22 protein-coding genes are annotated in these 23,979 nt (G+C 61.6%); 7 read left to right on the top strand and 15 right to left on the bottom strand.

Annotated elements, in window-relative coordinates; all coding sequences use genetic code 11:
* Positions 1–26: 26 nt before the first annotated feature.
* From gspM to JQ553_RS31555, 7 genes are all read right to left on the bottom strand, one after another.
* The gene (gene gspM / locus JQ553_RS31585) at positions 27–602 is read right to left on the bottom strand and encodes a type II secretion system protein GspM (protein ID WP_212503981.1); all 576 of its coding nucleotides are present in this window, start codon (positions 600–602) and stop codon (positions 27–29) included.
* A complete protein-coding gene (locus JQ553_RS31580) occupies positions 599–1,717 on the bottom strand; it encodes a PilN domain-containing protein (protein WP_212503980.1) in 1,119 nt (372 codons plus the stop codon). The genes gspM and JQ553_RS31580 overlap by 4 nt, the downstream gene beginning before the upstream one ends.
* Before the next feature lie 89 nt (positions 1,718–1,806).
* Positions 1,807–2,454, bottom strand: coding sequence for a prepilin-type N-terminal cleavage/methylation domain-containing protein (locus tag JQ553_RS31575; protein WP_212503979.1), 648 nt, complete (start codon positions 2,452–2,454; stop codon positions 1,807–1,809).
* Entirely contained in the window at positions 2,451–2,909 is a 459-nt protein-coding gene (locus JQ553_RS31570; RefSeq protein WP_212503978.1) for a prepilin-type N-terminal cleavage/methylation domain-containing protein, read from the bottom strand. The genes JQ553_RS31575 and JQ553_RS31570 overlap by 4 nt, the downstream gene beginning before the upstream one ends.
* A complete protein-coding gene (locus JQ553_RS31565) occupies positions 2,906–3,346 on the bottom strand; it encodes a GspH/FimT family pseudopilin (protein WP_283817305.1) in 441 nt (146 codons plus the stop codon). Before JQ553_RS31565 ends, JQ553_RS31570 begins: the two co-directional genes overlap by 4 nt.
* Positions 3,343–4,605 (bottom strand): type II secretion system F family protein, encoded by a 1,263-nt coding sequence (locus JQ553_RS31560; protein ID WP_212503976.1) that lies wholly within the window; start codon positions 4,603–4,605, stop codon positions 3,343–3,345. Before JQ553_RS31560 ends, JQ553_RS31565 begins: the two co-directional genes overlap by 4 nt.
* 13 nt (positions 4,606–4,618) lie before the next feature.
* Positions 4,619–6,403 (bottom strand): GspE/PulE family protein, encoded by a 1,785-nt coding sequence (locus JQ553_RS31555; protein WP_212503975.1) that lies wholly within the window; start codon positions 6,401–6,403, stop codon positions 4,619–4,621.
* Between the two features lie 141 nt (positions 6,404–6,544).
* Here JQ553_RS31555 and JQ553_RS31550 point away from each other — a divergent pair, with 141 nt between their 5' ends.
* On the top strand, positions 6,545–7,471 hold the full coding sequence (locus tag JQ553_RS31550; protein WP_212503974.1) for a type II secretion system protein GspK: 927 nt from the start codon (positions 6,545–6,547) through the stop codon (positions 7,469–7,471).
* An 8-nt stretch (positions 7,472–7,479) separates the two neighbouring features.
* Here JQ553_RS31550 and JQ553_RS31545 read toward each other — a convergent pair whose 3' ends face one another.
* The 4 genes from JQ553_RS31545 to JQ553_RS31530 form a co-directional block, all read right to left on the bottom strand.
* Complete coding sequence (locus JQ553_RS31545) at positions 7,480–7,911, bottom strand: hypothetical protein (protein WP_212503973.1); 432 nt, start codon at positions 7,909–7,911, stop codon at positions 7,480–7,482.
* On the bottom strand, positions 7,908–10,025 hold the full coding sequence (gene gspD, locus JQ553_RS31540) for a type II secretion system secretin GspD (protein ID WP_212503972.1): 2,118 nt from the start codon (positions 10,023–10,025) through the stop codon (positions 7,908–7,910). Before gspD ends, JQ553_RS31545 begins: the two co-directional genes overlap by 4 nt.
* Before the next feature lie 717 nt (positions 10,026–10,742).
* Complete coding sequence (locus tag JQ553_RS31535; RefSeq protein WP_212503971.1) at positions 10,743–11,090, bottom strand: H-NS family nucleoid-associated regulatory protein; 348 nt, start codon at positions 11,088–11,090, stop codon at positions 10,743–10,745.
* 433 nt (positions 11,091–11,523) lie between these two features.
* Complete coding sequence (locus JQ553_RS31530; protein ID WP_212503970.1) at positions 11,524–12,987, bottom strand: undecaprenyl-phosphate glucose phosphotransferase; 1,464 nt, start codon at positions 12,985–12,987, stop codon at positions 11,524–11,526.
* Between the two features lie 167 nt (positions 12,988–13,154).
* Between JQ553_RS31530 and JQ553_RS31525 the strand changes: the two genes are divergently transcribed.
* The 5 genes from JQ553_RS31525 to JQ553_RS31505 all read left to right on the top strand — a co-directional run bounded on the left by JQ553_RS31525 (position 13,155) and on the right by JQ553_RS31505 (position 19,499).
* Positions 13,155–13,421: a hypothetical protein gene (locus tag JQ553_RS31525; RefSeq protein ID WP_212503969.1), complete on the top strand. Its 267-nt coding sequence runs from the start codon at positions 13,155–13,157 to the stop codon at positions 13,419–13,421.
* Between the two features lie 380 nt (positions 13,422–13,801).
* Entirely contained in the window at positions 13,802–14,815 is a 1,014-nt protein-coding gene (locus tag JQ553_RS35155; RefSeq protein WP_212503968.1) for an adenylate/guanylate cyclase domain-containing protein, read from the top strand.
* Positions 14,816–15,233: 418 nt separating this feature from the next.
* The gene (locus tag JQ553_RS31515) at positions 15,234–15,893 is read left to right on the top strand and encodes a PEPxxWA-CTERM sorting domain-containing protein (RefSeq protein ID WP_212503967.1); all 660 of its coding nucleotides are present in this window, start codon (positions 15,234–15,236) and stop codon (positions 15,891–15,893) included.
* 903 nt (positions 15,894–16,796) lie between these two features.
* Positions 16,797–17,984 (top strand): non-hydrolyzing UDP-N-acetylglucosamine 2-epimerase, encoded by a 1,188-nt coding sequence (gene wecB / locus JQ553_RS31510; RefSeq protein ID WP_212503966.1) that lies wholly within the window; start codon positions 16,797–16,799, stop codon positions 17,982–17,984.
* A gap of 3 nt (positions 17,985–17,987) precedes the next feature.
* A complete protein-coding gene (locus tag JQ553_RS31505) occupies positions 17,988–19,499 on the top strand; it encodes a glycosyl transferase family protein (protein ID WP_212503965.1) in 1,512 nt (503 codons plus the stop codon).
* A gap of 123 nt (positions 19,500–19,622) precedes the next feature.
* Here JQ553_RS31505 and JQ553_RS31500 read toward each other — a convergent pair whose 3' ends face one another.
* Positions 19,623–19,949: a hypothetical protein gene (locus JQ553_RS31500; protein WP_212503964.1), complete on the bottom strand. Its 327-nt coding sequence runs from the start codon at positions 19,947–19,949 to the stop codon at positions 19,623–19,625.
* Positions 19,950–20,175: 226 nt separating this feature from the next.
* Positions 20,176–21,051, bottom strand: a complete 876-nt coding sequence (locus tag JQ553_RS31495; protein ID WP_212503963.1) for an ABC transporter substrate-binding protein — start codon at positions 21,049–21,051, stop codon at positions 20,176–20,178.
* 118 nt (positions 21,052–21,169) lie between these two features.
* Here JQ553_RS31495 and JQ553_RS31490 point away from each other — a divergent pair, with 118 nt between their 5' ends.
* The gene (locus JQ553_RS31490; protein WP_212503962.1) at positions 21,170–22,102 is read left to right on the top strand and encodes a LysR family transcriptional regulator; all 933 of its coding nucleotides are present in this window, start codon (positions 21,170–21,172) and stop codon (positions 22,100–22,102) included.
* A gap of 115 nt (positions 22,103–22,217) precedes the next feature.
* Here the strand turns inward: JQ553_RS31490 and JQ553_RS31485 are convergent, their stop codons facing one another.
* Positions 22,218–23,219 carry a M23 family metallopeptidase gene (locus JQ553_RS31485; protein ID WP_212503961.1) on the bottom strand — a complete coding sequence of 334 codons (1,002 nt, stop codon included), beginning with the start codon at positions 23,217–23,219 and terminating at the stop codon, positions 22,218–22,220.
* Positions 23,220–23,488: 269 nt separating this feature from the next.
* Positions 23,489–23,683 (bottom strand): hypothetical protein, encoded by a 195-nt coding sequence (locus tag JQ553_RS31480; protein WP_212503960.1) that lies wholly within the window; start codon positions 23,681–23,683, stop codon positions 23,489–23,491.
* Positions 23,684–23,979 lie beyond the last annotated feature (296 nt).

Raw genomic sequence — 23,979 nt, 5'->3', positions numbered from 1 at the left:
CACAGACTTACCGGTTTGGTCCGCGGTCATTGGGAACTCGCTTCTCCAGCACGGACCTTCGATGCGATTTGCATCGCTCCCTGAACGGTCAATTCCGCCCTGATCGGCCCCTCCTCACCGTCGGTCACACTCCGTAGCGAAGCGGAGTTGATGAGCAACAGCGGCCGCTGAGCTTCGATGGCCCGCATCATGTCACGAATCGACGCAAGCGCGCCTTCGACTTCCACACTGACCGAGATCAACCGCAGATGTTGCGACGTGCTGCCGGCGAGGCCCCGTATTCCGAGCAGGCTGACGCCCGCATTGTTGGCAAGCGATTTCAGGCTCGCCTGCATGTCGGCACTGACAATACGTTCCTCGCCTGCCGGAAAAAATGCTCCCCCGGTGGTCGCTGTCGTTGTCGATGCGGCCCTGGCCTGACGCATGATGTCTTCGAAATGTTGGAGCCGGGCGGCGTTCTCCGAAATCTGTTCGCTGCGTTCGGAAAAATGCGTCAGAACCGGCGCAATCACGAACATGACGATCAGCATGACCGCTGCGACATTGACGGCCAGGAACAGTGCCGTGTCGGGTAGTTTTGCGCGCATCCGGCCGAAGATCACGGCGCGCTCCTGACGGCCACTGGCGATTTTGTTGTCCGCGCCCCGCGACTGCGGAAGGTGATCGTGAAGCGCTCCTTGTGTTCGTTCGCATCTGGCGTGATCGCCGAAATGAGCGCGGCTCCGGAAAATTTCGGCGACTGGTCGATGGTGCGGACCAGCAGGGCCGCATTGGCCGAGAACCCGGTTATGGTCGTCTTCCCGTCGGCAATGCGCACTTCGCTCAGGAAAGTGTGGTCGGGCAGAACGCGCGAGAGTTCATCAAGCGTCTCGAGCACACCGGTCTCCGACCGCATCGCGTAGAGCCGCGCAACCGGATCGACGCCCTGCCCGTTGTGGACACTCTGACGGGCCTCCGCAAGCGCGTCTTCGATCGCGGCCGCGACGCCGGCCTGACTCCATTCAAAGGCGAGCAGTGCAAGGACAACGGCAGCGATCGCCGCCGCCGCCAACAGCCTGATCATCCTGATCGCCCAGACCGGATCGTCGCCGCGCTTCGCCTGAAACTCGATGACCGGGATTGCCGTGCCGTGTTCGGCCGAGGCCGCGGTCGCCAGACTGTCGATGTCGTCCAATGTCAGGCCAAGTTGCGTGAGCGCCGAGGCGGCGCGGTCCTTTCGAATGATCCAGTGCCAGATCGAAGCCACTCCGTCCGCCTCGGTGCGGACCACGGTGGCCGCATGCCAGACGTCGATGGGCTGAAAAGGGGTTCGACGAAGCAACTCCTGATCGAGGATCTTCGGCAACGCCGCCAATGCCGCCTGGGGTACGCTCATGTCGCGCACGAAGAAAAGATCGCGGGGGATGACCGCTTGCACGACGACCTGCTCCCGCGTCAGTTCCCTGTCCGAGAGCCAGCCGCGGAAGACGTCGGAATTGAAGCTCGTTGCCGGAAATCGTGCCTCGACCGGCGCGAGGTCCGCCATGCTGCAAGTGATGCCGTCTCCATCGCGCCGAATGACGACGATTGGCGGAACCCCGCCATCCGCCCACTCGACCCAGTGCCGCGGGACGGCCTTGCGCAATCCGTGCAGCCACCACCGCGCTAAGCGTCCTGCCCAATTCGCGGCGACCGTGAAGCCGCCGGCGCGGGAGACCGATAGGTCGGCTACAGGCATGGCGCCCCTTGCAAGAACGAAATCGAATCGAGGCCGAGCGTAATTTACTAAAACTTTACGAAGGGTAACGAAATGCCCGGTCCGACCGATTAGCCTTGCCGAAGGGCGACGATCGTCGCGGGTTCGTTTCGACGCTCATCCTCAAATTCGATCTTGATCGACACCAGGTCCGGCAACTGCTCAGCCTGAGCCCAGCCGTCGTACCACCCGGCCGGTCCGGTCGGCGCCGGACTGCCGAAATAGCTGAGGCGAACGGACCTGATACCCCTGAGCACGGCAACCCTGTTTGGCTGCGCGTCGCGGTCGGCCTTGCCCGCCGACGCGGCAGGCCATGCACGGAAACCGGCGACGAATTCATTTCCGTCCTGCCGGAGGTCGATCCTGTGCGGGCCGCCGGGCAGCGCGCGGCCTTCGCTCAGGCCGACGAACGCCAGCGCATCCCGCCGCCCCTCGAACATGATCGCGCCCTTCTGGGCAGTCTCACTCCCGTGAACCGGCAGCGCCGAGCCGATCAAATTCGACAGAGTCTGGATCGCAGCGTAAGCCTCGCCGTCGGTTGCGCTGGTTCGATCGGCGTCGAAGGCGCGTCTGCCCATCGAGAGGCCGCCGGCGAGAAATCCGGTCAAGATGGCCAGCAGCGCAATCGACAGCAGTAACTCGATCAGCGTGAGGCCGAGTTCTTCGCGGCGCCGTCGCGCCAAAGGCGAGCCGCGAACGTCTCGTGCACGAGTTCTCATGGCTTTGGCTCTGGCGCAACCTTGAGCGCCGCAAGCTGGACCGTCGTGCCGCTGCCGGCGTTCACGACAACAGTCACCCAAAACGTCCGTATGGCCGCTGACTGCCGCGACGGCTCGGCGTCTTGCTTGCGGACCGCAAGGGTCGATGGCAATGCCTCGACCGTGGTCTGGCGCCATCGGTATCTGCGACCGACCCTGCCCTCGCGCTGCCCCGGCACCAGGGCCTCGGAAACGCCTGCCGCTTCGAGCCGCGATTGGGCTACGCGCAATGCCCCCTGGCCGACATGCGTCCGCAAATCGGATCGCATGGCCAACGCGACGCCCATCGTCATCGCGCCGAGACCGATCGCCAACACGACGAAGGCAATCAGCACCTCGAGCAACGAGAAGCCCCGTTCGCTGCATCGCCCGTCGACGGGAGCGACAGGACGATTGCCGAGCCGGCGTTGCTTCATTTGACGAGCCGCGGTTCGCCGGTCAGCCAATTCACGGCAACACCGGCCGAACTCTTGTCGAGCGTGAGGGCGATCACACCGCCCGACGATTGCCCGTCGGGATAGAAGCGGATGCCGCCGGTGTCGCCGGCGCGTTCCGCGTCGGCTACGGTCAGCGCGATCTGCATTCCACGCGGCAGGGAATGCATCGATCCGGGCGGGCCAAATCGTCCCGACCGGGTGTCGATCCGGACCACCGTCTCCATGTTGCTTGCCATGGCGTTGGCCCTGGCCAGTTGCATTGTGGCGGCAATGGCGCGGGCCGCCACGGCGACCCGGGTTGCCGCGGCTTTCGGCCGTGCGGCGATGGCGGCTGCCAGAATGAGACCCACGACGCCCATCACGACCAGCAACTCGGCCAATGAAAACCCGGCTGACGATCTCGCGGGCAGCTTCATCGGAACGCCAGATCGTTGATTGAGAGTACCGCGCTCATGACATGCATGATCAGCGCGCCGATGCTGCCGCCGATCGCCAGCGTCAGGAGCGGCGTGAGCAGGCCGACCATCCGTTCGATGTTTCGCTGCAAATCCGCTTCGATGGCACCAGCGACCTGAAGCAGCATCGGACCAAGCCGGCCCGATTCCTCGCCCACCGCGATCATTCGAAGCGACGCCGGCGGCAACAACCCGGCATGCTCGAAGGCCCGATGCAACGGCGTACCTTCCGGAATGCGTTCGATCGCGTGTTCATAGAGCTCGTTGAGATGTCGATTGGTCACCAGTGCGCTCGCCGTGCGCATCGCCGACATCAGCGGGACTCTCGCGACGAGCAACGTCCCGAGCGCGCGCGCGAACCGTCCCGCCTCGCGGGCATCAACCAGCTTCCCGACGACCGGCATCATGCGTTTCGCACGATCGAGGCCGCGCATCACCTTGTCGTTTCGCCGCGCGCGGCTCCAGATCAGCGCGGCCGCCAGCGCCCCGACCGCCAGCATCGACAGCACGATCGGCCAGTTCTCCTGCAATTCCGACAGCCTGCCCAGAATGCCGGGAAGCGGCAGGTCGGCATCGACGAAGATCGGCGCAATGCTCGGAATCAGGACAAAGATGATGACAATCACCGACACCATCGACATCAGCACGAGAACCGCCGGATAGACCAGCGCGGTCAGAATCTTGTTGCGGATCTCGATCCGCCGCGCCAGCAGTTCGGCGATCTGCGTCAGCACCTGCCCGGTCGCGCCCCCGGCCTCGCCGGCCGCGAGAATGGCGCGGTAATCCGACGGAAAAATATCCGGACGCCGAGCCATCGCTTCCGACAGCTGCAGGCCCGCCATCACGTCCTTGAGCAGCCCATTCGCGAGGCGCACAGTCCTCGGACTTGCGCCAGCACCGGCGACAACGCGAAACGCCGCATCGAGCGTCAACCCGGAGTTGACGAGCGTGGCGAGCTCGGTCGTGAACGACGCAAGCTCCTTCAGGCTCAGGCGGTCGGATTTACCGAACTCGCGCCTCCAGATCGACTGCCTCGCGTTGCTGCCGGAAGACGCATCGTGCGCGCGGCCGCTGCCGCTATCGGACAGACGGTGCGTCTCGAACGGAGTGAGGCCCGCGCCATAGAGGGCGTCGATCGCCGCATCGAGGCCATCGGCCGAGATCGTCCCGATGTTGACGGTGCCTTGTGCCGTGTAGGCCTTGTATTGAAAAGTTGCCAAGGCCGCCGCTCCTTCAGGCAGCCCGCGTCACGCGCAGGACTTCTTCAAGCGAGGTCTCACCGGCCTCGACCTTGACGAGCCCGTCTTCGTAGAGCGAACGAAAGCCCGCACCGCGCGCCAGCTGTTCCATCGCCCTCTGATCTTCGCTGCGCCGGCCGACCGAATGGCGCATGTCGTCATCGATCACCAGCAGTTCGGAGATCGTGGTGCGGCCAAGATAGCCGGTGTGGCCGCAGGCCGCGCAGCCGACAGCTATCCGCCTGTTCGACGCAGCCGATCGTGACCCGCCCGGCGGCGGCACGGTCAGTTCGAACGGGTGCTGCGTTCGATCGGCGCGGTCGAACGGCCTTGAACATGCGGGACAGAGCCTGCGCACCAGCCGTTGCGCCATGACCCCTACGATCGTCGACGCGAGAAGGTAGCGTTCCAGGCCGATGTCGATCAGCCGTGTGATTGCGGCGATGGCGCTGTTGGTGTGCAAGGTAGAGAATACGAGATGGCCCGTGAGTGCGGCCTGGATCGCGATCCGCGCCGTCTCGAGATCGCGGATTTCGCCGATCATCACGATATCAGGGTCCTGTCGCAGGATCGAGCGCAGCGCGACCGGGAAGTCGAAGCCGATCTGTGGCTGGACCTGGATCTGGTTGATACCGGATAGCTGGTATTCGATCGGATCTTCCACCGTGAACAGCTTGAGCTCGGGCCGGTTCAGATCTTTCAGCGCCGTGTACAGCGTCGTCGTCTTGCCGCTGCCGGTCGGCCCGGTGACCAGAATGATCCCGTTGGGAAGCGCCATCAGCCGGCGCAGCCCCGCCTCGGTCGTTTCGTTCAGTCCGAGCCTGGCGAAATCGAGCTCGACGCGCGTGCGGTCGAGAATCCTCAGCACGACGCTTTCGCCGAACGCCGTCGGAATCGTGGAGACACGAATATCGATCTCGACCCCGCGGACGGCAGTCTTGATCCGGCCGTCCTGTGGCAAGCGTCGCTCGGCGATGTCGAGCTTTGCCATGATCTTGATGCGGGTGGTCAACGCGGCCCTCGACGTCGGGGCGACGGTTCGTTCCTGCTGCAGAAATCCGTCGATCCGATAGCGGACCGCCACCGCATCGCGCCCCGGCTCGACGTGGACGTCGGATGCACCGCGTTCGACGGCGCGCGCGATGATCTGATTGACGAGCCGGATGATCGGCGCCTCGTTCGCGATGTCGCGCAAGCGCTCGATGTCGAACTCGCTGCCGTCACCCGCCACCTGCACGGCGACGCCAGCTTCGTCGGAATGCGCCTCGGCCACGCCATCCTGGTAGAGCGAGCGCAGGGCTCGCTCGATTTCCGCTGGCGCGATCAGCACAGGTTCGACCTCGAGATCGAGCATGTAGCCGATCGCGCTGATCATCTCGTCGATGAACGGGTCCGCGCTCGCGATCAAAATCCGGCCGCCGTCGTGAGAGATCGGCAAGATGCGGTTGGTTTTGAGGAATGCGTGGCGCAAGCGATCGGCAAGCACCGGCTGCGATGGAATCTCGGCGGCGCCGATCAGGCGGAGCCCGCTGTAGGCGGCGTAGACCTCGCAAAGATCGGCTTCCGAAATCAGGCCAAGCTTGACGAGGACGAGGTCGAAACGCTCGCCAGCGGCCTCGGCCGCGCGCCGGGCCCGGGCGATCGCCGCACCGTCGAGATATTCCTCCGCAGCCAGCAGATCAGAGAACGCCTGAGCAAAGCCGACATCGGCGGGACCAGGACATCCGGGCCGGCGAGCGATCGGGACCGGCCGGAGCAATTGTTGAAATTCGATGGACATGCTCGCTCGGAAACCCTCGGAGACCTGCTTTCCGCGCGAGTCTAGGGAATTTTGATTAACACAAGCTGTTTGACGGTTTGTTTGCCATTCTTGTCTAGAAAGCTTCGGTCAATCGATGAACGATTCAGTGGGGCTCTTGGCATGCCGGAACGGCTGACGGCCCAATCCGATCCCTCCCCCGACGCCAACGGCCCGGCCAGCGCCTTCCGGTCGCGCAGCGGTACGCGCGAGGGTTTCGCGCTGATTGCGGTGATCTGGAGCCTTGGCCTGATTACCCTGCTCAGCCTTGCTTTGATCGTGGGCGCCCGTTATCGCGCCAGGGTTTCGTCCAGCTATGCGTCGGCGCTGGCAACCGAGCTTGCCGCTCAGAGTGCGATCCATCTTGCCGTTGCGACGGCATTGACCGGGCCGGCCGCAGAGAAAGATATTTTTCCGTTGACCTGCCGGATGCCGGGTGGCGAGCGCGCGACAATCACCGTGGAGGAGGAGACCGGCAAGGTCGACCTCAATGCGGCGTCTCTCGCCACGCTTTCGCGCTTGTTTACGGCGCTGGCTCGCGATCAGTCGCTTGGAACCAGGATTGCCGCGCGGGTGGTCGAATTCCGCGACCTTGCGCGCATGAAGACAGCGAGCGCCGCGCCGACGGCCCCTGGGACGCAGGGCTTCACCACGATCATGCAGTTGGACGCGATCAAGGAGGTTTCACCGTCGCTGTTTCGGAGCGCGCTGCGCTTCATCACTGTCCGCTCGGGACGCCCGGAGCCGGACCCGGAGGCCGCGACGCCCGCCTTGCTCCGACTGCTCAACGCATCGGCGCCCCAATCAGCGACGTCAAGCCGGGGCTTTCCCACCGGCGGCAGCGTCACGATCCGCGCTGACGTAAGCGGGCCTGACGGCGGTCGCTTCATTCGCGAAGCGCTGGTGTTGCTCGGATCGGAGAACGGCCGCCCATTCGTGATCCGCGAATGGCGGCATGGAGACATTGGATCGGAGGTGCTTGCTCCCCTTGGCGACGGCGCTCGCAATCCGAAAGACTGTCTCAGGATCCTCGGCCATCCGAGCAGTTGACGAGGGCATCAACCGCGCGAGTTCAAGACAACGGGCGGCGTCGGCGGCCGCACCGAGCGCTCGAGTTTCAGGCGCTCCTCCACGACTGCGGGTCCGGGCTCCATGACGGTGCAGCCCTTGAAGCGTTGCAGATCGGTCAACGCATCCAGCCGCCGGCGCTCGTCGATCAGTTGCTTGGGCGCATCCATCGGGAAGCGCTCGTTGCCGTATCCCGCCAGCGGTCCGACCGCCAGCCAATATTCGAGGCGCGCCGCTCTGCGTGCCGAATAGCGGAACGACGCCGCAATGCCAGTACAAGTCATCGATTCATCGACCGGCAGCACGGGATATGGCGGCGGATCGAGCGGGTAATAGGCGTAGCTTGCGCAGCCGGCCAGCGGACCCGTCAGGATCGACAGCAGCAGCAAGCTCGGCAGGACGGGGGCGCGTCGTCGGGTCACTGTGACGTCATCCGTTGCCAGGTGTTGGCCGGTGTACGCTCACGCGTCGTGAAGTGTGGCATGTACACGTGCATCTTGCGGCGATACTCCTCCGTCACAAGTCGGCTTTCCGTGCCGTCGCGCACGACGCGAGGCGTGATCAGGATCACCAGTTCGGTCTTCTGGACGTTGTCCTTCCGGCTGGAGAACACCGCGCCGATTCCCGGAATGTCGCCGAGCAGCGGCACTTGATTGCTGCCCTTGTCTCGTTGCTCCTGGATCATGCCTCCGAGAGCCAGCACCTCGCCGTCGTTGACGACCACGGTGGTCTTGACCCTGCGCTGCTGGATCGTGGGCGAATCGATGTTCGACGTGGTCGTCTTGGTGACGGCACTGACTTCCTGCTCGATTTCGAGCTGAACGCGTCCACTCTCGTTGACGCGCGGCGTCACCGACAGGATCACGCCGGTGTCCTGCATCGTGATCGAGTTGACGATGGCGGTTTGCGCCGTAACCGTGCTGGTTGCGGTTTGGGTGGTGATCGGCACCTGGTCGCCGATCTGCAGACGCGCAGTCTTGTTGTCCAGCACCATCAACGACGGCGTCGATATCACGTTGACATGTGTCAGGGCGTTCAGCGCGCTGAGTGTCGACGCGATGTTTGCCGCGTTCACCGCATAGTTGAATCCGGGAAATGCCGCGGCGACGCCGCCGGTCAGCGAATTCGAGAACGTCGCGGTCGGAGTTCCGCCCTTCGACAATTGCCATTGCACCCCATACTGCAATTGATCGGTCAGGGTGACTTCGGCGATCACGGCCTCGATCAGCACCTGGCTTGCGACCACGTCCAATCCCTGGATCACCCGGAGTACGCGCTGATAGTCGCGATCGTTGGCCATGATGAGGAGCGAATTCTTGGTCTCGTCGGCGACGATCTTCAGAGGCGGCTCCGCTGCTGGGGACGATCCGTCCGGTGAATCCGGTGCGGGCGCGTCCGGATCGTTGTTCAGGGCACGTGCCAGACCATCGAGATCGTTGTTCTGACTGCCGCCACGGGTCGCACCGGCCGGCTGATTTTGATCGGCGTCCGCCATTGCGCCGCCCGGCCCCGGCGATCTCGTTGTCGTGTTGCTGAAGCTCACCTGCTTCGACTTGGGCGAGACATTCCGGGCCGGCGGCCGGACCACCTTCATCTCGTTCGAGAACATCGACTGCAGCACGGTTGCAAGCTCAGCCACCGGCCGGTTCTGCACCTGATAGACGTGAAGCTGCCGTTCGGAGCCGGCCGCCCTGGCATCAAGCCGTCGGATCCAGGTCTGCGCGCGCGGCAAATAGCTCGGCTGCGACGTCACGACCAGAATAGCTCCGAGCCGACTGTTGGCGATGAATCTGACACGTCCCTTCATCGGACCTTCCTTGTCCGACGAAAAAACCGCCTTCAGCTCGTCGACCATCTTGTCCGGCTGCGAGGTCTTGACCGGCACGACCGCGAACGACATGCCGCGCATGACGTCGACGTCGAACACCGAGATGGTATCGAGCATGCTCTCGATCTCGGCCGGAGATCCCTTCAGCGCGACAATGCTGCGGGCGTCATCCGCCTGCACGATCGCCCCTCTCGGAACCATCGGCTCGAGCACGCGGGCGAGTTCGGAGGCGGAAACATATTTTAGCGACACGACGCGGACGCCACTGCCGCCAACCGCATTGTCGGCTGGTGCGGTGCCGGTCGTGATGGCTCCAGTTGCGACCTGGTCGGCTGGAACGATCCGATAGATACCGCGGCTCTGGACCAGACTGGCCCCGATCGGAGCCAAGGCCGTCTGGAACAGCTCGATGGCCTCGGCCTTGCTGACCGGCTGCGTCGTCTGCACCGACACGACGCCATCGACGCGGGGATCAACCACATAGTTGACCCCGATCATATCGCCCAGCACGGTCTTGGCGGCCTGCTGCAGCGGGACACTCACGAGATTGAGGACCACCGGTCCCCCGTTTCCGCCCCTCGCCTTGGGTGGAGCTGCGCCGATCAGGCTTCCGTTGCCGCTATCAATGACCGCGACCGCGCGGGATGAGGGAGATGGCAGGGGTACGGCGGCCGATGGGCCTCCCTCATAGGCGAACGCTTCATCCAACGATACCGGTTGTCCGCCGGCGAGTTTGGGCGGTGAGTTCGGGGTGGGCGCGACTGCGAGCTGGGTGCTGCAACCCGAAACTGCGACAAGGAGCAGCCAGCAGGCCGCGAACCTCATCGCTAGGCTTCGGATGGGTAACAAGGCTGGGTCCCCCGGTGCGGCGCCGGCTGTTAATGTTTTCGCGCGTAAACATTTGGTAAAACATTATAGTTAATCGAGCGTAAACCAGTTCCCTCGGAGTAACCTCCGATTTGAAACGGAATTAACCGGACAGCGATTCGGTTTTTAACGGTATCGAGGCTCGGCCCTGCCCAATCCGACACCGGTGGCGGCCGTCAATTCAGAAGCGATTGTCGAGCGGACACGCAGCTTAAAGGCGCAAGCTGACACTTGAACCGACCTCAAACAGGTTGAACGCCAACGGGTGACCAATCAGGCGCTCGGGGCGGTCGCCCCGATACTACCTGCGTTGGCAATTTTCCCTGCAGGTTTGCGCCTGAACCTGGCAGTTATTAATGCAGGGAGTGGCCAGCGTCGTCGGGCAGACACGCTGACATGACGCGTTTTGAGTGGCGCAATTGGCCAGGCAAGCGTCCGATGCCGCGTCCGCAATCCGCAATTTTACTGGAGAAAAGCTGTCACCGGCGAGAGCCGCGGCCGAGGTCAACGACAGGAGCAGAACGACGCTCAGCGCCCGCTTCATTATGGCCTCCCGGATCAAACTCGCCGCCGGGCCGGCGAATGATCGGGTTCAGCCTTGTGAATTACGAACTCTTCGATGGTATGCCCGGTCTTCAGGGCCGCGGTCAGCCAGCGCGGCTGCTTGCCGCGACCGGACCAGGTCTCCGAGGGTTCGTTCGGATTCTGGTATTTTGGGAATACGCGCGGATATTTGCGTCGTTCGCGCGGCGCAGGATTGATCTCGCTGGATTCGGAGACGCGCAGTTCCTTTTCACGGCGCAATTGCGCTAGCCGCTTCTCCAATTCCCGTTTCTCTGACGTCAGACGGATCGACAAAACCTGACTGAGCCTCTCGTGAAGCTGCCAGAGCTCATCGACTGTCATTGCGTCAAAATCATACTTCCGGTTGGTCCCCACCATTGTCCACCTTCGACGATTCGCCCAGATTATATAAATGCGACGGGAATTGTTACCAGCGCAAATTTAACTATTTGGGGTTACATCGACTGTGCTGCGGTCTAGACCAATCAGCAAAAAGAACTAAGCTATTGAAAGTATAGATACATTAACGCACGTTTAGATAGCAAAGCCAATCACGCTTTCGTTATAGGCTCAAAAATAGGTACACACTCCGGCATTTTGATGATCCGCCATAAAGGCCTGAACGTTCTTCATTTTAGGAACTTCTCTACTGAACATCGGCTCCTGCTGGCACAATAGCTCACCAGCTTCTATACACAGCCAAATGCCGATGCGGCGCCGACGGAGCGCTGATTAAGCCGGTCGCGGGGCGGGTTTGCCTCCGGGGGATCGGCCTTCAATACGCGTTGCGCTTACGCAGCACTTCGAAAAAGGTCTTGATCAAGATCTGAATATCGAGCCAAAGGCTCCAATTATTGATGTACCAGAGGTCGAGCTTTACGCGCTCCGCAATGTGCTCGATTGTGGGCGTGGCTCCGCGCGCGCCATTGCATTGGGCCCAACCGGTCATGCCCGGTTTTACGTGATGGCGATAGGCGTAGTCGCTCAGGACTTTCTCAAAGTAGTTATCATGGGCCAGCGCGTGGGGGCGAGGACCGATCAGCGACATATCGCCCATCAAGACGTTCACCAACTGAGGCAGTTCATCGATGCTCGCCGAACGCAGCAACTTTCCGATCCAGGTCACCCTCGGATCGTCCCGTGTCGCCTGAACGACGGTGTCCCCGTTCTCCTCGACCGTCATGGTCCTGAACTTGAGCATCACGAAATGCTTGCCGTTGAAGCCCTTTCGCTTCTGCCTGAAAATAACTGGGCCGGGACTGTCGAGCTTGATGGCGATCGCCGTCAGCAACATGACCGAAGCGAAGAAGATCAGCGCAAGCGAGGCAAGCACGACGTCCATCACGCGCTTGACGAAACGCTCTCCGCCGCTGAGCGGGGCCCGCTGGATTTCAATCGCGAGGACCCGCTGGCGCGCGGATGAAGCGTAGTTGGTCAGCGTCCGAACGCGGGCGTCCGGCAGCAGCCGCGCGGCGACCGGAAGCGTCTTGATCTGGTCACGCACCAGCTCGATCCGGGCGGTATCTTCCCATGGCAGGGCCAACGCGACTTCCCGGCAATTATTGCGCCGGACAAAGCCGGCGACCGAATTGAAAACATCCAGGTCGGAGGCGACGCGCGTGGACAGATCCTGTTCGCGGCTCAACGGAAAGCACTTGATTTCGGCGGCACCGAAGAAGGCCACGAAGTCACGGGGTTCGAAGGCTTCGATCTCGTCGAAGTCACCGATCAGTACGATGTCGTTGCGGCCGACGGCGCCCTGCGAGACCGCCTTGGCAAGCCCGAGCTTGGTCGCCTTGCGAACCGTCAGCAGGCCGACGGGGGCAACGAAATAGAACAATACGAACGCGCCGCGGGAATATTCGATGCCGACCTTCAGGAGGAAGGCGAAAAAAGCCAGCATCAGGCCCGTCGAGAACCAGCAGATCAGGATCTCGCTCGATTCAACCCGCGGCTTCGCGCTGTCAGGGAAATCGTAATAGCCCCCGCCGCTCATGCGCAGGATATAGATGAAGCTCGCAAGCAGGCCGACCGCGCAATGCGAGAGGAGGCTCGGAACAGGGTTCCCGACCGCAACGTGATAGGCGATCCCCGCCATGATGCTGGACAGCAGGATGACAAGGGCGTCGGCCGTCGACAGCAGGTAAGGCACCGCGTTGCTTGAAAACCAAGCGTGGTGAGCGCCAGGCAAAGTGTCGAGCTCGCGCAATTTGCCGCCAGTATCAGACCCGATGGACATTTAAACGATTCTGGTTGCTTCAGCCGACGCTCTGATCACGCAATAAAAACGGATCGGTCCACTGATCGGCATTAAAATAACTCTTCGTTAAGATCTCGACGATAAGCTCCTTCGCCGTGCGGCGCAACATTAATTTGCGATGTGCTTCGGTAACCCGGACTGGAGCGATGATCTTAACCTTACTCGCATGCGGCGCCGGCCTTTATCTGGGTTTGCATTTCAATATTCTGGCCCTGCTTCCGTTCTCCGTCCTAGGAGCGGGAGCATTTATCGTCTCCTCGTGGTCTGCCGGCGAAACCCCAATGCACAGTGCCGGCCTGATTATCCTGCCGCTGATCGGGGTCCAGGCTGGATATTTTCTGGGCCTCATCGCACGCGAGACATACGGAAATCTGATCGTTCGACTTAAGCTTTGGCAATCCAGGCAAGCCTAAAGCGCGATGAGATCAGGACGAATCATCGTCGCGCTTTAGTTTGTTGTTTGCTGATGATCTCCGCGCAAACGCTTCGCGTTTGTCGCGACGGAAAACCGCTACACACTTTTCCGGATCATGCCTGAGCTGCTCTCGCTCAGATAGACGCCCCGGTTCCACCACCGGCACATCGTCTCGACATTCCGGGCCAAGCTTACCCATCGACGCTCAAGATCGCGACAGACCGCAGCCATTAATTTCGGCTTTCCGCTCGGGACGATCAATCGCGCTTTGTTGGCGTGGGCAATTTGAGTAAGCAATTTGCGTAAACAGGCCGGGAAGTTATAAGGCAGTTGCGTGGCGTTCGTTTATTTCCGTCTGGCCTCGTTGGGGACAATCTCGTGGTTCATCGTGAAGTTCCGATCTCTGCGCTCACGCGCATTCTCTTCGCAATCCGGAAGCTTCTCGGCCTTGCGACGGTCGTCCTCGTCATTGTGCTGTTCGGCTCGAAACTGTTCGTCTTCTTCGATAATCCGAAGCATGCGGCGGTTCCCGCCACGCTGTCCGCGGCTAGGGACTCGGTGCTTAAGACGGCCGCGCCGGTCCTCAATCGCTATGTTCCGACCAACATCGCCGGCAGCGACCGTTCGGACTGGATCCTGATTGGCCTTGCAATCGTCATCACCATCCTCTCCGGATCGATCGCACAGCACTCGCAGACCGCTGACAACAGGCGCGCGTTGCGAATGTCTGCGCAAGCCTGGCGGAAAAAACAGGGCGTAAAACCCGGCTCCAAGCTCGACGCGGAGCTGGAAACAACCTTGCGGATGGCCGAAACCGGCAAGACGATCAACCGGCAGGAATTGCTGAAGGTGTTTGCCGAGACCAAGAAGAAGCTCGATAGTTTCGGTCGAGAGGTGGCTTTCCTGGCTATCGATGTGGTCGGCTCGACCGCAATGAAAGCCGGCGAAGACCCTGCGGCCATCCAGTATGATTTCGAAGAGTATCGCAAGCTGGTCGAACGCATCTTTCGCGCCAGGGGCGTCCTCAAGAGCGCCTGGACTCCCGACGGGGTGATGGCCTGCTTCGCGCATGTCGAGGACGCCTGTCAGTCCGGCAAGGACGTCATCAAGAGCCTCAAGGTCTTCAACCGCGAGGTGAAGATTTCAAAGGCGGATTTTTCGGTTCGCTGCGGAGTCAATGCCGGACTGGTCTATTTCGACGACGCGACCCCGCTCGAGACGATTTCGGACCGCGTCATCGACGTCGCCGGTCACATGCAGAAGCATGCCGAACCAAACACCGTGCTGGTCGCCCGCAAGATCATCGAGCCGTTACGCCAAGTCGACGAGTTCATGCACACCACGCGAGTGGTCGACGGCTACGAAGCCAGCATTTGGCGGGAAGCGGTCTAGCTCATCCCTTTGTCTAGCGTAATCTCCGCGCAAAGCGCGCGCGCTTGTCACGAGGGAAAACCGCTCCGCACTTTTCCGGATCATGCTCCAGGACCTCGTTCTTCGAGCGCCGGCCAATTCCACTCCCAGGGCCGAACCCGCATCGGGCGATATCTGCCGGCTCGGGCGGCCAGCACCAGCGGTGTAATAGACTGGCCCGCATCGATGGCTTGGCTCAAATGTTTAATTTGTTCCCGACATTATGGCACAAGGATATGCTTCAGCGGAAACGTCGGAACAACAACCCATTGCCAAACCTGGATATTTCCGTCAGGTGATAACACCGCAGAATTTGAATTATTTTTCTTGAGTAAACTACACCTCTCCGTTTAAATTCCGACGGCCTTTAACTGGCTGGAATTCAGTGCGGAGTTAATTCATGAGACACGGTATCATCGTCGCACTTGCTGCGCTGGTCTTGAGCAGCAGCAGCGCAGCAGCGGCGACCGTCAATGTCACGGTCGACAGTCAAACCGGTCCATGGTCACAAAGCGCCAACCCGGCATATTACTATGGTGCTCCCTCCCCAGCCGCTCCCGACAATCTGGATCCCGTCAGGATTGCGGTTTCCGGCAACGAACTCGTGCAGATCAAGTGGATCGGAGGGTTGACCGACGAATTCGGTAACACGCCGAGCGTCGACGGCAGGGGATATGCGTCCCTTGGCCTCTTCCCGAGCAATAACCCCGGCAGCACGGGTGGCCACTTCCCCGGGTTCTACACCTCGGGTCCCGGTAGCGCCTATCTCGGCGAGCTCGTCGGCGCTTTCTCCGACGCAAGCGGCAAGATTGTCGGCGGCCCGTTCATCATCGGCAATGGGCTGGACACGACGAGCCCGGGCGATGCCGTATTTCTACTGCTTGGCATCAATGACGATCTCTTCAGTGACAATGTCGGCGCGCTCCAGGTGTCTGTCACGGCGGATTCGGTCGCCGCGGTTCCTGAGCCGTCAACCTGGGCCATGTTGATCATTGGCTTCGCAGGCATCGGCTTCGTCGCTCTCCGGAATCGTAACAGGTCCATGACGCCGGCGGTTTAGCGGCGAGGTCCTGCGCCCCGAATGATGTGATCAGCGGCCTGCACGCGCCCGGCGCAAAGCGGCTTCTTTCGCCATATAGATATTGTCTCGCGCTACAGCGGAACTAATTAAAACGGCGCGCGATGTGAACGCAGCAGGCATGCCTGACAAATCACGGCGGTCGGTCTGGACAACTTCGCATTGAACCAACGTTGCTATTTCGCCGGAGACTGATGTGCGTTAAATGTCGTTGCCACGCTCTCGGAATCTCCAATAAGACTCTTCTCGCTGTGTCCCCGGTGATACGGTGGCGTGCCTTTAGCTTGAGACACCGGATTCCGCTGTGACATTCGGACCGGATTCTAGTAACGTGATTTGGTTAGCTCGACCTGCCTATTTCCAGTGTTAATCGTAGGATTGCCATGCCTCTCAATATTGCGAAGAGCTATTTTGAGCTGAAGCGCCTTCGACAAAAAGTACGTGATGCCGAGCGCGAATGCGCGCGAACCGCGCGCGAGCTTGCCCTGTGGCGGCCCCTGCCGCGCGACGAATCCCTATCCCATGAGGTCGGGCCGCTGATGCTGGTCGCTGACGCCTCCATTTCGAAGGAAAGACCAAACTAAATCCTGCGGCATCGATTGCTTTTTCCGGATGCGGCCAGCGGAGTTTATTTCTCCCACTCAAGGCCGCGTCGGTTTCCAATTAGCCAAAGCTCGCCACGATATCAGGGGATCGCCTGCATCCAGCCCATTTACCATGGGCGCAAAACATCCCGGCTTTTGCTTGCATAATCCTGGAAGAATTAAGTCAATCAATTGTCCCGCGTGGTTTGAAACATTATTGTCCGAAAAAATCCATTGTTTAATTTGAGCCCCGTGCCGGGGCTTGCGCGTCGCGGCAAGCGACGCGCTCCTGGAGCATAGAATGCATTATCACCGCAAAGAGCATTTCGCGCACGCCATTCCCGTGCGCAGTTTTGTTTTTGTCATTGGAACCCGACCCGAGGTCATCAAGCTTGCGCCAATCGTTCACCGTCTGCGCGAGACCAACTGGGCCAGCGTCCGTATCGTCACCTCCGGTCAGCAGAGCGATCTGTTGGAGCGCGCGCTAGGCGAGTTCAATCTCCGCCCCGACCTTGCGATCCGCCATCGACGTCACTGTCACACGCCTTCGGCTCTGGTCAGCCATCTCGTGAGCCGGCTCGACAGATATTTCGAATTGATCAGGCCCGATTGCGTGCTCGCCCAGGGCGACACCACGACCGCCTTCGCCGCGTCGATCGCCGCCTTCTATCGTAAGGTCGCCTTTGTGCATGTGGAAGCAGGCCTGCGAACGTCGAGTCTCGACGCGCCTTTCCCCGAGGAATTCCACCGTCGTGCCATCGCGGTATCGACGGCGCTGCATTGCGCGCCCACCTCGGCGGCGGCCGCCAACCTCGCCAGGGAAAACATCGCCAGACACAAGATCCTCGTCTCCGGCAACACGGTGATCGACTCGCTGCTCGAGGTCGCCGCCACGAGGCCGGCGCCCCCCGCCGATTTTCCCAGGCTGAAGACCGTCCTGTTGACCGCCCATCGGCGCGAGAATTTCGGCGCTCCGCTGCAGGATGCATTCGCGGCCATCAGGGCATTCGTCGACCTGACGCCGGACGCCGCCGTCTACTTTCCGATGCATCCAAATCCGAGCGCGCGAGAGGCCGCCCTGGACATGCTTTCCGGCCATCCGCGGATCAGGCTGGTTGAGCCGCTCGGCTACCGGGACGTCGTCGCTTCCATTCAGAATGCCTGGTGCGTGGTCACCGACAGCGGCGGGTTGCAGGAAGAAGCTCCCGCGCTCGGCAAACCGGTTCTTGTACTGCGGGATGTCACCGAAAGGCCCGAGGCCGTGGCTTCCGGCGTCGTCGACCTGATCGGGACGTCGCGCCGCGGTGTGTTCGGCGCGTTGCTGGAACTCCACAATAGTCCGGCAAAATATGCGCGGATGGCGCGTCCGGTATTCCCGTATGGCGATGGACATGCCAGTAAGAGGATCGTCGCTGCCCTTCATCGCCAGTTCGTAACGCAGGACGAGCTGCGGTCGGCCGAGATCAATCAGCTTCGCTACGTATCGTGAGACATGACTGAGTTTCAGCCGTTTCTGGCCAGCTACCTGTACTTCGTAGAAATCGTTCTGCTGATTGCGGCGGTGATCATCACCATCTCCAGCTTCGACGATCTTTTCGTCGACCTTGCGTACTGGAGCAGCCGGCTGCTGGGGACCGCGGAAGGCAAATCCAAGTCGCTGCCGCCCGTCGACGCCCTGGAGCAACTGCCCGAACGACCGATTGCGATCATGGTCCCGTGCTGGAAGGAGCATGAGGTCATCTTCTCCATGTTGTCCTCGAATTCCAGGCTGATGCGCTACAGCCATGCGCACTACTTCGTCGGCGTCTACATCAACGATCCGCTGACCCAGGATGAAGTGCGCAAGGCGCAGGCGCTCTACAAGAACATCCACATGGTGCTGGTCCCGCACGACGGGCCGACGAGCAAGGCCGACTGTCTCAACCAGACACTGTCCGAGATATTCCTGTTCGAAGCCGAACAGAAGCTGCAATTCGCCGGGATCGTGATGCACGATTCCGAGGATCTCATACATCCGCTGGAACTGAAGCTTTTCAACAAGGTCGTCGACCTCTACGACTTCGTTCAACTGCCCGTCTACTCGTTCTCCCGACCGGTCACTTCGCTGATTGCGGGTCTCTACATGGACGAGTTCGCCGAAATGCATACCAAGGACCTCGAGGTCCGGCAGCGTCTCAGCGGCGTCATCCCGTGTGCCGGCGTGTCGGCCTGTTTCAGCCGAGAGGCGATCCAGCACCTCATGGACAGGAACCAGGGCGAAGCCTTCCGTACCTCCTCATTCACGGAAGACTACGACATCGCTTTCCGCGTCGCGGAGCTCGGATTCAAGTCGGCGTTCATCGCCTATCCGGTGAGCTACGCAATCGACATCAACATCGACAACGGTCAGCCCGGCATCATCTACCGGTCGTTGCCGCTGGCAACGCGCGAGTTCTTTCCATCGGGCCTCGAGGCGGCATATCGTCAAAGGGCGCGGTGGCTTCTCGGCATCGTATTCCAGGGCTCGCGCGAACATGGTTGGCGCGGCTCGCTCGGCACCAAATACTTCCTGGTGCGCGATCGAAAGGGCGTAATGACCAACCCGGCGGTCATGCTCGGCTACTTTGCCCTGGCAAACCTGACGGCGTTCGAGTTCTACCGCTCGCTGCTCGATCCGGAGCGGCAGTTCACCTACACATTGCTATCGACGGATTGGGCGGTCTGGCTGTTTTTTGTGAACTTCGCGTTCCTGATCTGGCGGCTCGCCAATCGCATGATCTTCACCGGCATGATCTATGATCTGCGCCACGCCCTGATGTCAGCGCCGCGGCTCGTGGTCGGCAATTTCGTCAACTTCTTCGCGACCTGGCGTGCGGTGCGCGTCTATCTCAGCCATCGGATATCCGGCAAGCCGCTCGTCTGGGACAAAACCTCGCACTCCTACCCGGTCCACGTGGGCGAGCTCGCCCTGCCGCTGGCACCCGCGAGCATCGGCGGCCCGGGAGGCCAGACCGAAACAGAATAGGACGTGATTTCCCGGTGCCCATCCGCGATCGGAAGGCTAGGCACTATCGGTTCTGATTGAATCAGAACCGAAGCTTCAGATTCCTGTTTTGACGCGTTTTCTTTACGCGAACCGGCGTCCACTTCATCGCGCCGGCAGCAATTGACTGCTGCTCGAGGGGAACGCTGCGAGATCGTGCTGGCCGCGACCTTCGGACCCGAAGATCAATCGGCTGAATGACCGGATCGAGAGGAGCGCAACGCCGAGCGCAATCGCAGCAAGCTGCAGCCCCGGATGGAAAACGACAGTAACCAGGGCAAGCCAACCGAACCCGATCGCGAACGCGTCGCGCAGTCGGGTGCCGGCATGGCAATCGGCCTCCAGTCCCTGGTCGAGCGCGGTGGCAATGGCGTCGAACCCGCTGATCGCATCCGCGCGCCCGTAGCGCTCGAGCCCGTCGGTTGAATACATCGGATGCCCCCTCCAGCAATCTCTGGGGGCATTTGACCGAGCGGCTGTTTCCTGCGGCTCAAGCCGACCGCTACAATTTTAGCGACCGCTGCATTTCGCTCCAGCCTGCGCATCCGGCGCCCGGACACGCATAATGATGTCTTAACGGCACGGGTAAGATTGCTGATGCAATGCACGGCGCGGCGCGAGCGCGCGCCATGCATTGCAGCTTGACGACGTGGCCGCCTCAGTGCGGCGCAAGCGACAAGGTCGCCTGCTCATAATTGCCGGAGCCCATGCTGCCGGGCGCGAAGATCTCGTGACTTGCGATCCATTCGAACGACTGCTCGAACACGTCGCGGCTGTAGGGCTCGAACACGATGCGCTCTCCCGGCCCCCAGCGCCGCGTATCCATCGCGGCGTGGAAACGCTCGGGAAATTCCATCTTGTAGTAGTGAGTGTAGAGTTCGGGCCGTAAGTCGATGTCGCGTTGCGCCCGCCGCAACGCCTGAAAATACCGTTTCACATCTTCCATGTCGGGATCGCCATTGATCATGGCGCCGATCATGAACGTGGTATCGATGATCTTGCGAAAGCCGAGTTGCTCGGCAAAGTAATACGGCCCGCCAAACAGCGTGGCCGCCTCCGCCTTTCCGTCGAAGAACGCTTCCATGCGGCTGAACAGCATGCCCTCGCCGAACGACAGCTTTATCTGATCGCGGGTCAAATAGGATTCCAGCGCCTGGATCGTGGCGTAGTGGCTGCCGGACTGGAAGCCGACCGACACTGGAACGCCGGCAAGGTCGGCTGGTGACGAAATCGCCGAGTCGGCGCGGACGAAGATGCCCGAGGGCGCCACGGAATAGGCATCAGCGAACAATTTGGTGTGCCCGCGCGATGCCGCCACGTTCACCGTCCAGTGGCAGGCGCAGGTGACATTGGACTCTCTACCCTTTTCGATGCTCTGGAACGCGCCACGCGTCCCGGTCGCGTGGTGGACGCCGTCGCTCGAGCGAATGAATTCCTTGAACTCATAGTCGAGACCTTCGGCGCGGAAATGGCCCTTCTCTTCCGCAACCCACTCCTGCAGCCTGAAATGCGGTTCGATCTTGAATTTTGCCATGGTGTTCTCCGTGGACGGCGTCGTGTTTTGCAGCCGGCGTCGTCGAGCATCGATCTGCCTTGACCGAAGGCTAGGCCGGGGCTCACTCTCTGGCGATGCCGCCGCGGGAATGATGGTCATGCCGAGAGCGAATGATGTGGAACTGCAATTGCGCGACCTGCGTCTCCTGCAGGTCATGCTCAGCGAAGGCAGCCTGACGCGGGCGGCGAACCTGCTCGACACCAGCCAGCCGACGCTGAGCAAATCGCTGGCGCGGTTGCGCGCCCATTTTGGCGATCCGCTGCTGGTGCGCCACGGCCAGGCGATGAGGCCGACGCCCAGGGGGTCGGAGATCCTGGCGCCGCTGCGTGATCTGCTCAGCGCGGCCGACGGCCTGGCGCATCCGGTGACGACGCCGTTCGATCCGCGCGGCTCGGACCGTCGATTCAGGATTCTGGTCAGCGACGTCGGCATGGTGCGCTTCCTGCCGCCGCTGACGGCACATCTCACCGAGGCAGGGCCCGGACTGAAACTCGAGGCCCAGACGCTGGACTCGCGCAATATGGAGACCAAGCTCGCAAGCGGCGAGGCAGACCTGGCGCTCGGCGCCTATGCCAAGGCACCGCGCGATCTGCGCCGCCAGTTGCTCTACACCGACAGCTATTCAAGCGTGGTTCGCCGCGACCACCCGAAGCGGCAGCGGCTCGCGCGGCTCGCCGAGTTTTGCGCAGCCCGGCACATCCTCGTAGTCGCGTCGGACATTGGACACAGCGCACATCAGGTCGCACAGCAGACGATCGAATCCACCATAGCCGCAGACCACATGCTGTTGCAGCTTCCGAGCTTCACCGCCGCCGCGCTGGTCGCAGCCGAGACCGATGGCGTGGCGACCGTGCCGACAAATCTCGCTCGCCTGCTCAAGGATCGGCTGCAACTTGCGACCTTCCGGCCGCCGGTCGCAATGCCGCCGATCGCAGTGGCGCAATACTGGCACGAACGCTATCATCGCGATCCCGGGCACCGCTGGCTGCGGCAGGCGTGCTTTGGTCTATTCGCACGGAGGACGCCATGATCTCCGCGAAAGCGCGTCGCGTTTGTCGCGAGAGAAAGGCGCTGCGTATCATGCTAAGGCATGATCCGGAAAAGTGTGTAGCGGTTTTCCGAAAAGATCATGCTCAGACAAGGACCTAAAGCGTGAGTTCGAGGTCCTTCGCGAGGACGACCTGCCCGTCGCGCTCGACGACGTAGCTGGCCTTGTAGCTGCCGCGGAGCCAACCTTCCGGCGGACGTTTCCGTCCGGTAAAGAGCAGGTATTGCGCCTTGTTGCCTTGCAACGGGCCGGCGCGATTTTCCGCGATCACGGTTCCATGCGGGTCTTTCAGCTCGAGTCGTTGCACATCCCCGGTCTTCAGGCCGATGGCGCGGACAAAGACCACGATGCTGTCCGAGCTCGCGGACGGCGATTGCCGCTCAGCACTTCCGTCCTCGACCAGCTCCATTGTCACGGGTTCGCCGGCGAATCCGGCGTTCAGGACGACACGCGCGTGGTAGGCGAGCTGCGGCCGGAACTCGGAGGCCCATAGCGACTGTCCGCCTCCGCATTTCTCGGGAGGAGCGCCGAAGCCGAACGGATCGACGACGGCGTCGTCATGCCTCACGGTAAAGTGCAGATGAGGGTATTCCGAGAGGCCCGACAGCCCCACCCGACCGATCGGTTGCCCAGGCTTGACGGCGTCGCCGGGTTTCACCAGCAGACTGCCCTTCGCCATGTGACAATACTGGGTTTGCCAATTTCCGGCATGCTCGATCACGGCGCCATTGCCGCATTCGATATCGCGGACCGCCTCACGGTCAGGTTTTCCGCCGGTGCCGTCGGCCAACCCATCACGCGTGCGAAGAACCCGGCCGGCGGCCGCCGCGAGGACTTCCACACCGGCTCGCTGGGCCGCCTTGGAAGGCAAGCGAAAGTCGGTCCCGTTGTGGTCGTCGTAGCTCAGCGTGCCGCACATGTAATCTCGCGCCGCCGGCGACGGATCCAGATCGGTATAGTTCTGGATATGGCAGGTGCGGCCGACTTCGCAGGCGATCGGAAGCATGAGCTGGATGGTTTGCGCGACAGCAGGGCTGCGATATCCGGCCACAACCGCGGCAATAAAAACTGGAAATAACGGGCCGATGCGGCAGGCCATGTTGCGTGCGGCTGCCGCCGAACGCGATGTCAACCGGAAAGGCCCTTGGGGTCTGCACATAGCCTCATTCCATGGTCACTGCCCGGGCGCGAAGCGCACGCCGAGTGACTCACCGTTCGCGCCTCGACGCACCAAAAGGTGATTATGTGAACAATGGGCAGAATGAACTCGACTGGCGGTCGATCCCAATTTGAGCATGAATCCTCTTGGTGTAGGTCCGGACTGTGGCCTCAGTCAGTCCCAGATCGCTGCCGAGGCTGCGCAGGCATTCAATTCAAATTGCAGTTTCCGGTGAAGGTTCGCAACTCGCGAACCTTCACGAGTTCTTGCAGCCTGCTGTCGTGCCTTGCGTCGTTTGCGACGGCGCCTTCGAGGACGATCGGCGCGATATGCCGCTTGAGCTGGATGGCAAAGCGGCTCAGCAGGCGGTTGCGAAAAACATCGGCGGACGAATTGTCCCGCATGCAGGTGGGTGCCGGCGTGCAACCTGCGACAAAACAACCCGGCGGGCAAATCACCCAAAACCTGTCCAGTCCTCGCGCGAAAAATATTCCACTTCCGTCGTCGGGCAAATCAGTTGTTCAATTCCGCCCGTCTCACCCGATCGAGGGGCGCTTCGCGATCGTCACGAGTGTTGGGTCGAGATGCGGTGGACGCCGAACGCGTGACTGACGAGCACGTGTGAGGCGGACGGCGAAGTCGTGTGGTCCTGACGCCCCAGTGGCTGGTGTTAAGTCCTTCAGAAGCTCACGCTTCTCTG

The organism is Bradyrhizobium lablabi (assembly GCF_018131005.1).
Taxonomy (GTDB): domain Bacteria; phylum Pseudomonadota; class Alphaproteobacteria; order Rhizobiales; family Xanthobacteraceae; genus Bradyrhizobium; species Bradyrhizobium lablabi_D.
Note: the sequence above shows the minus strand (reverse complement) of the source record. Positions and strands in the feature narration are given on the sequence as shown.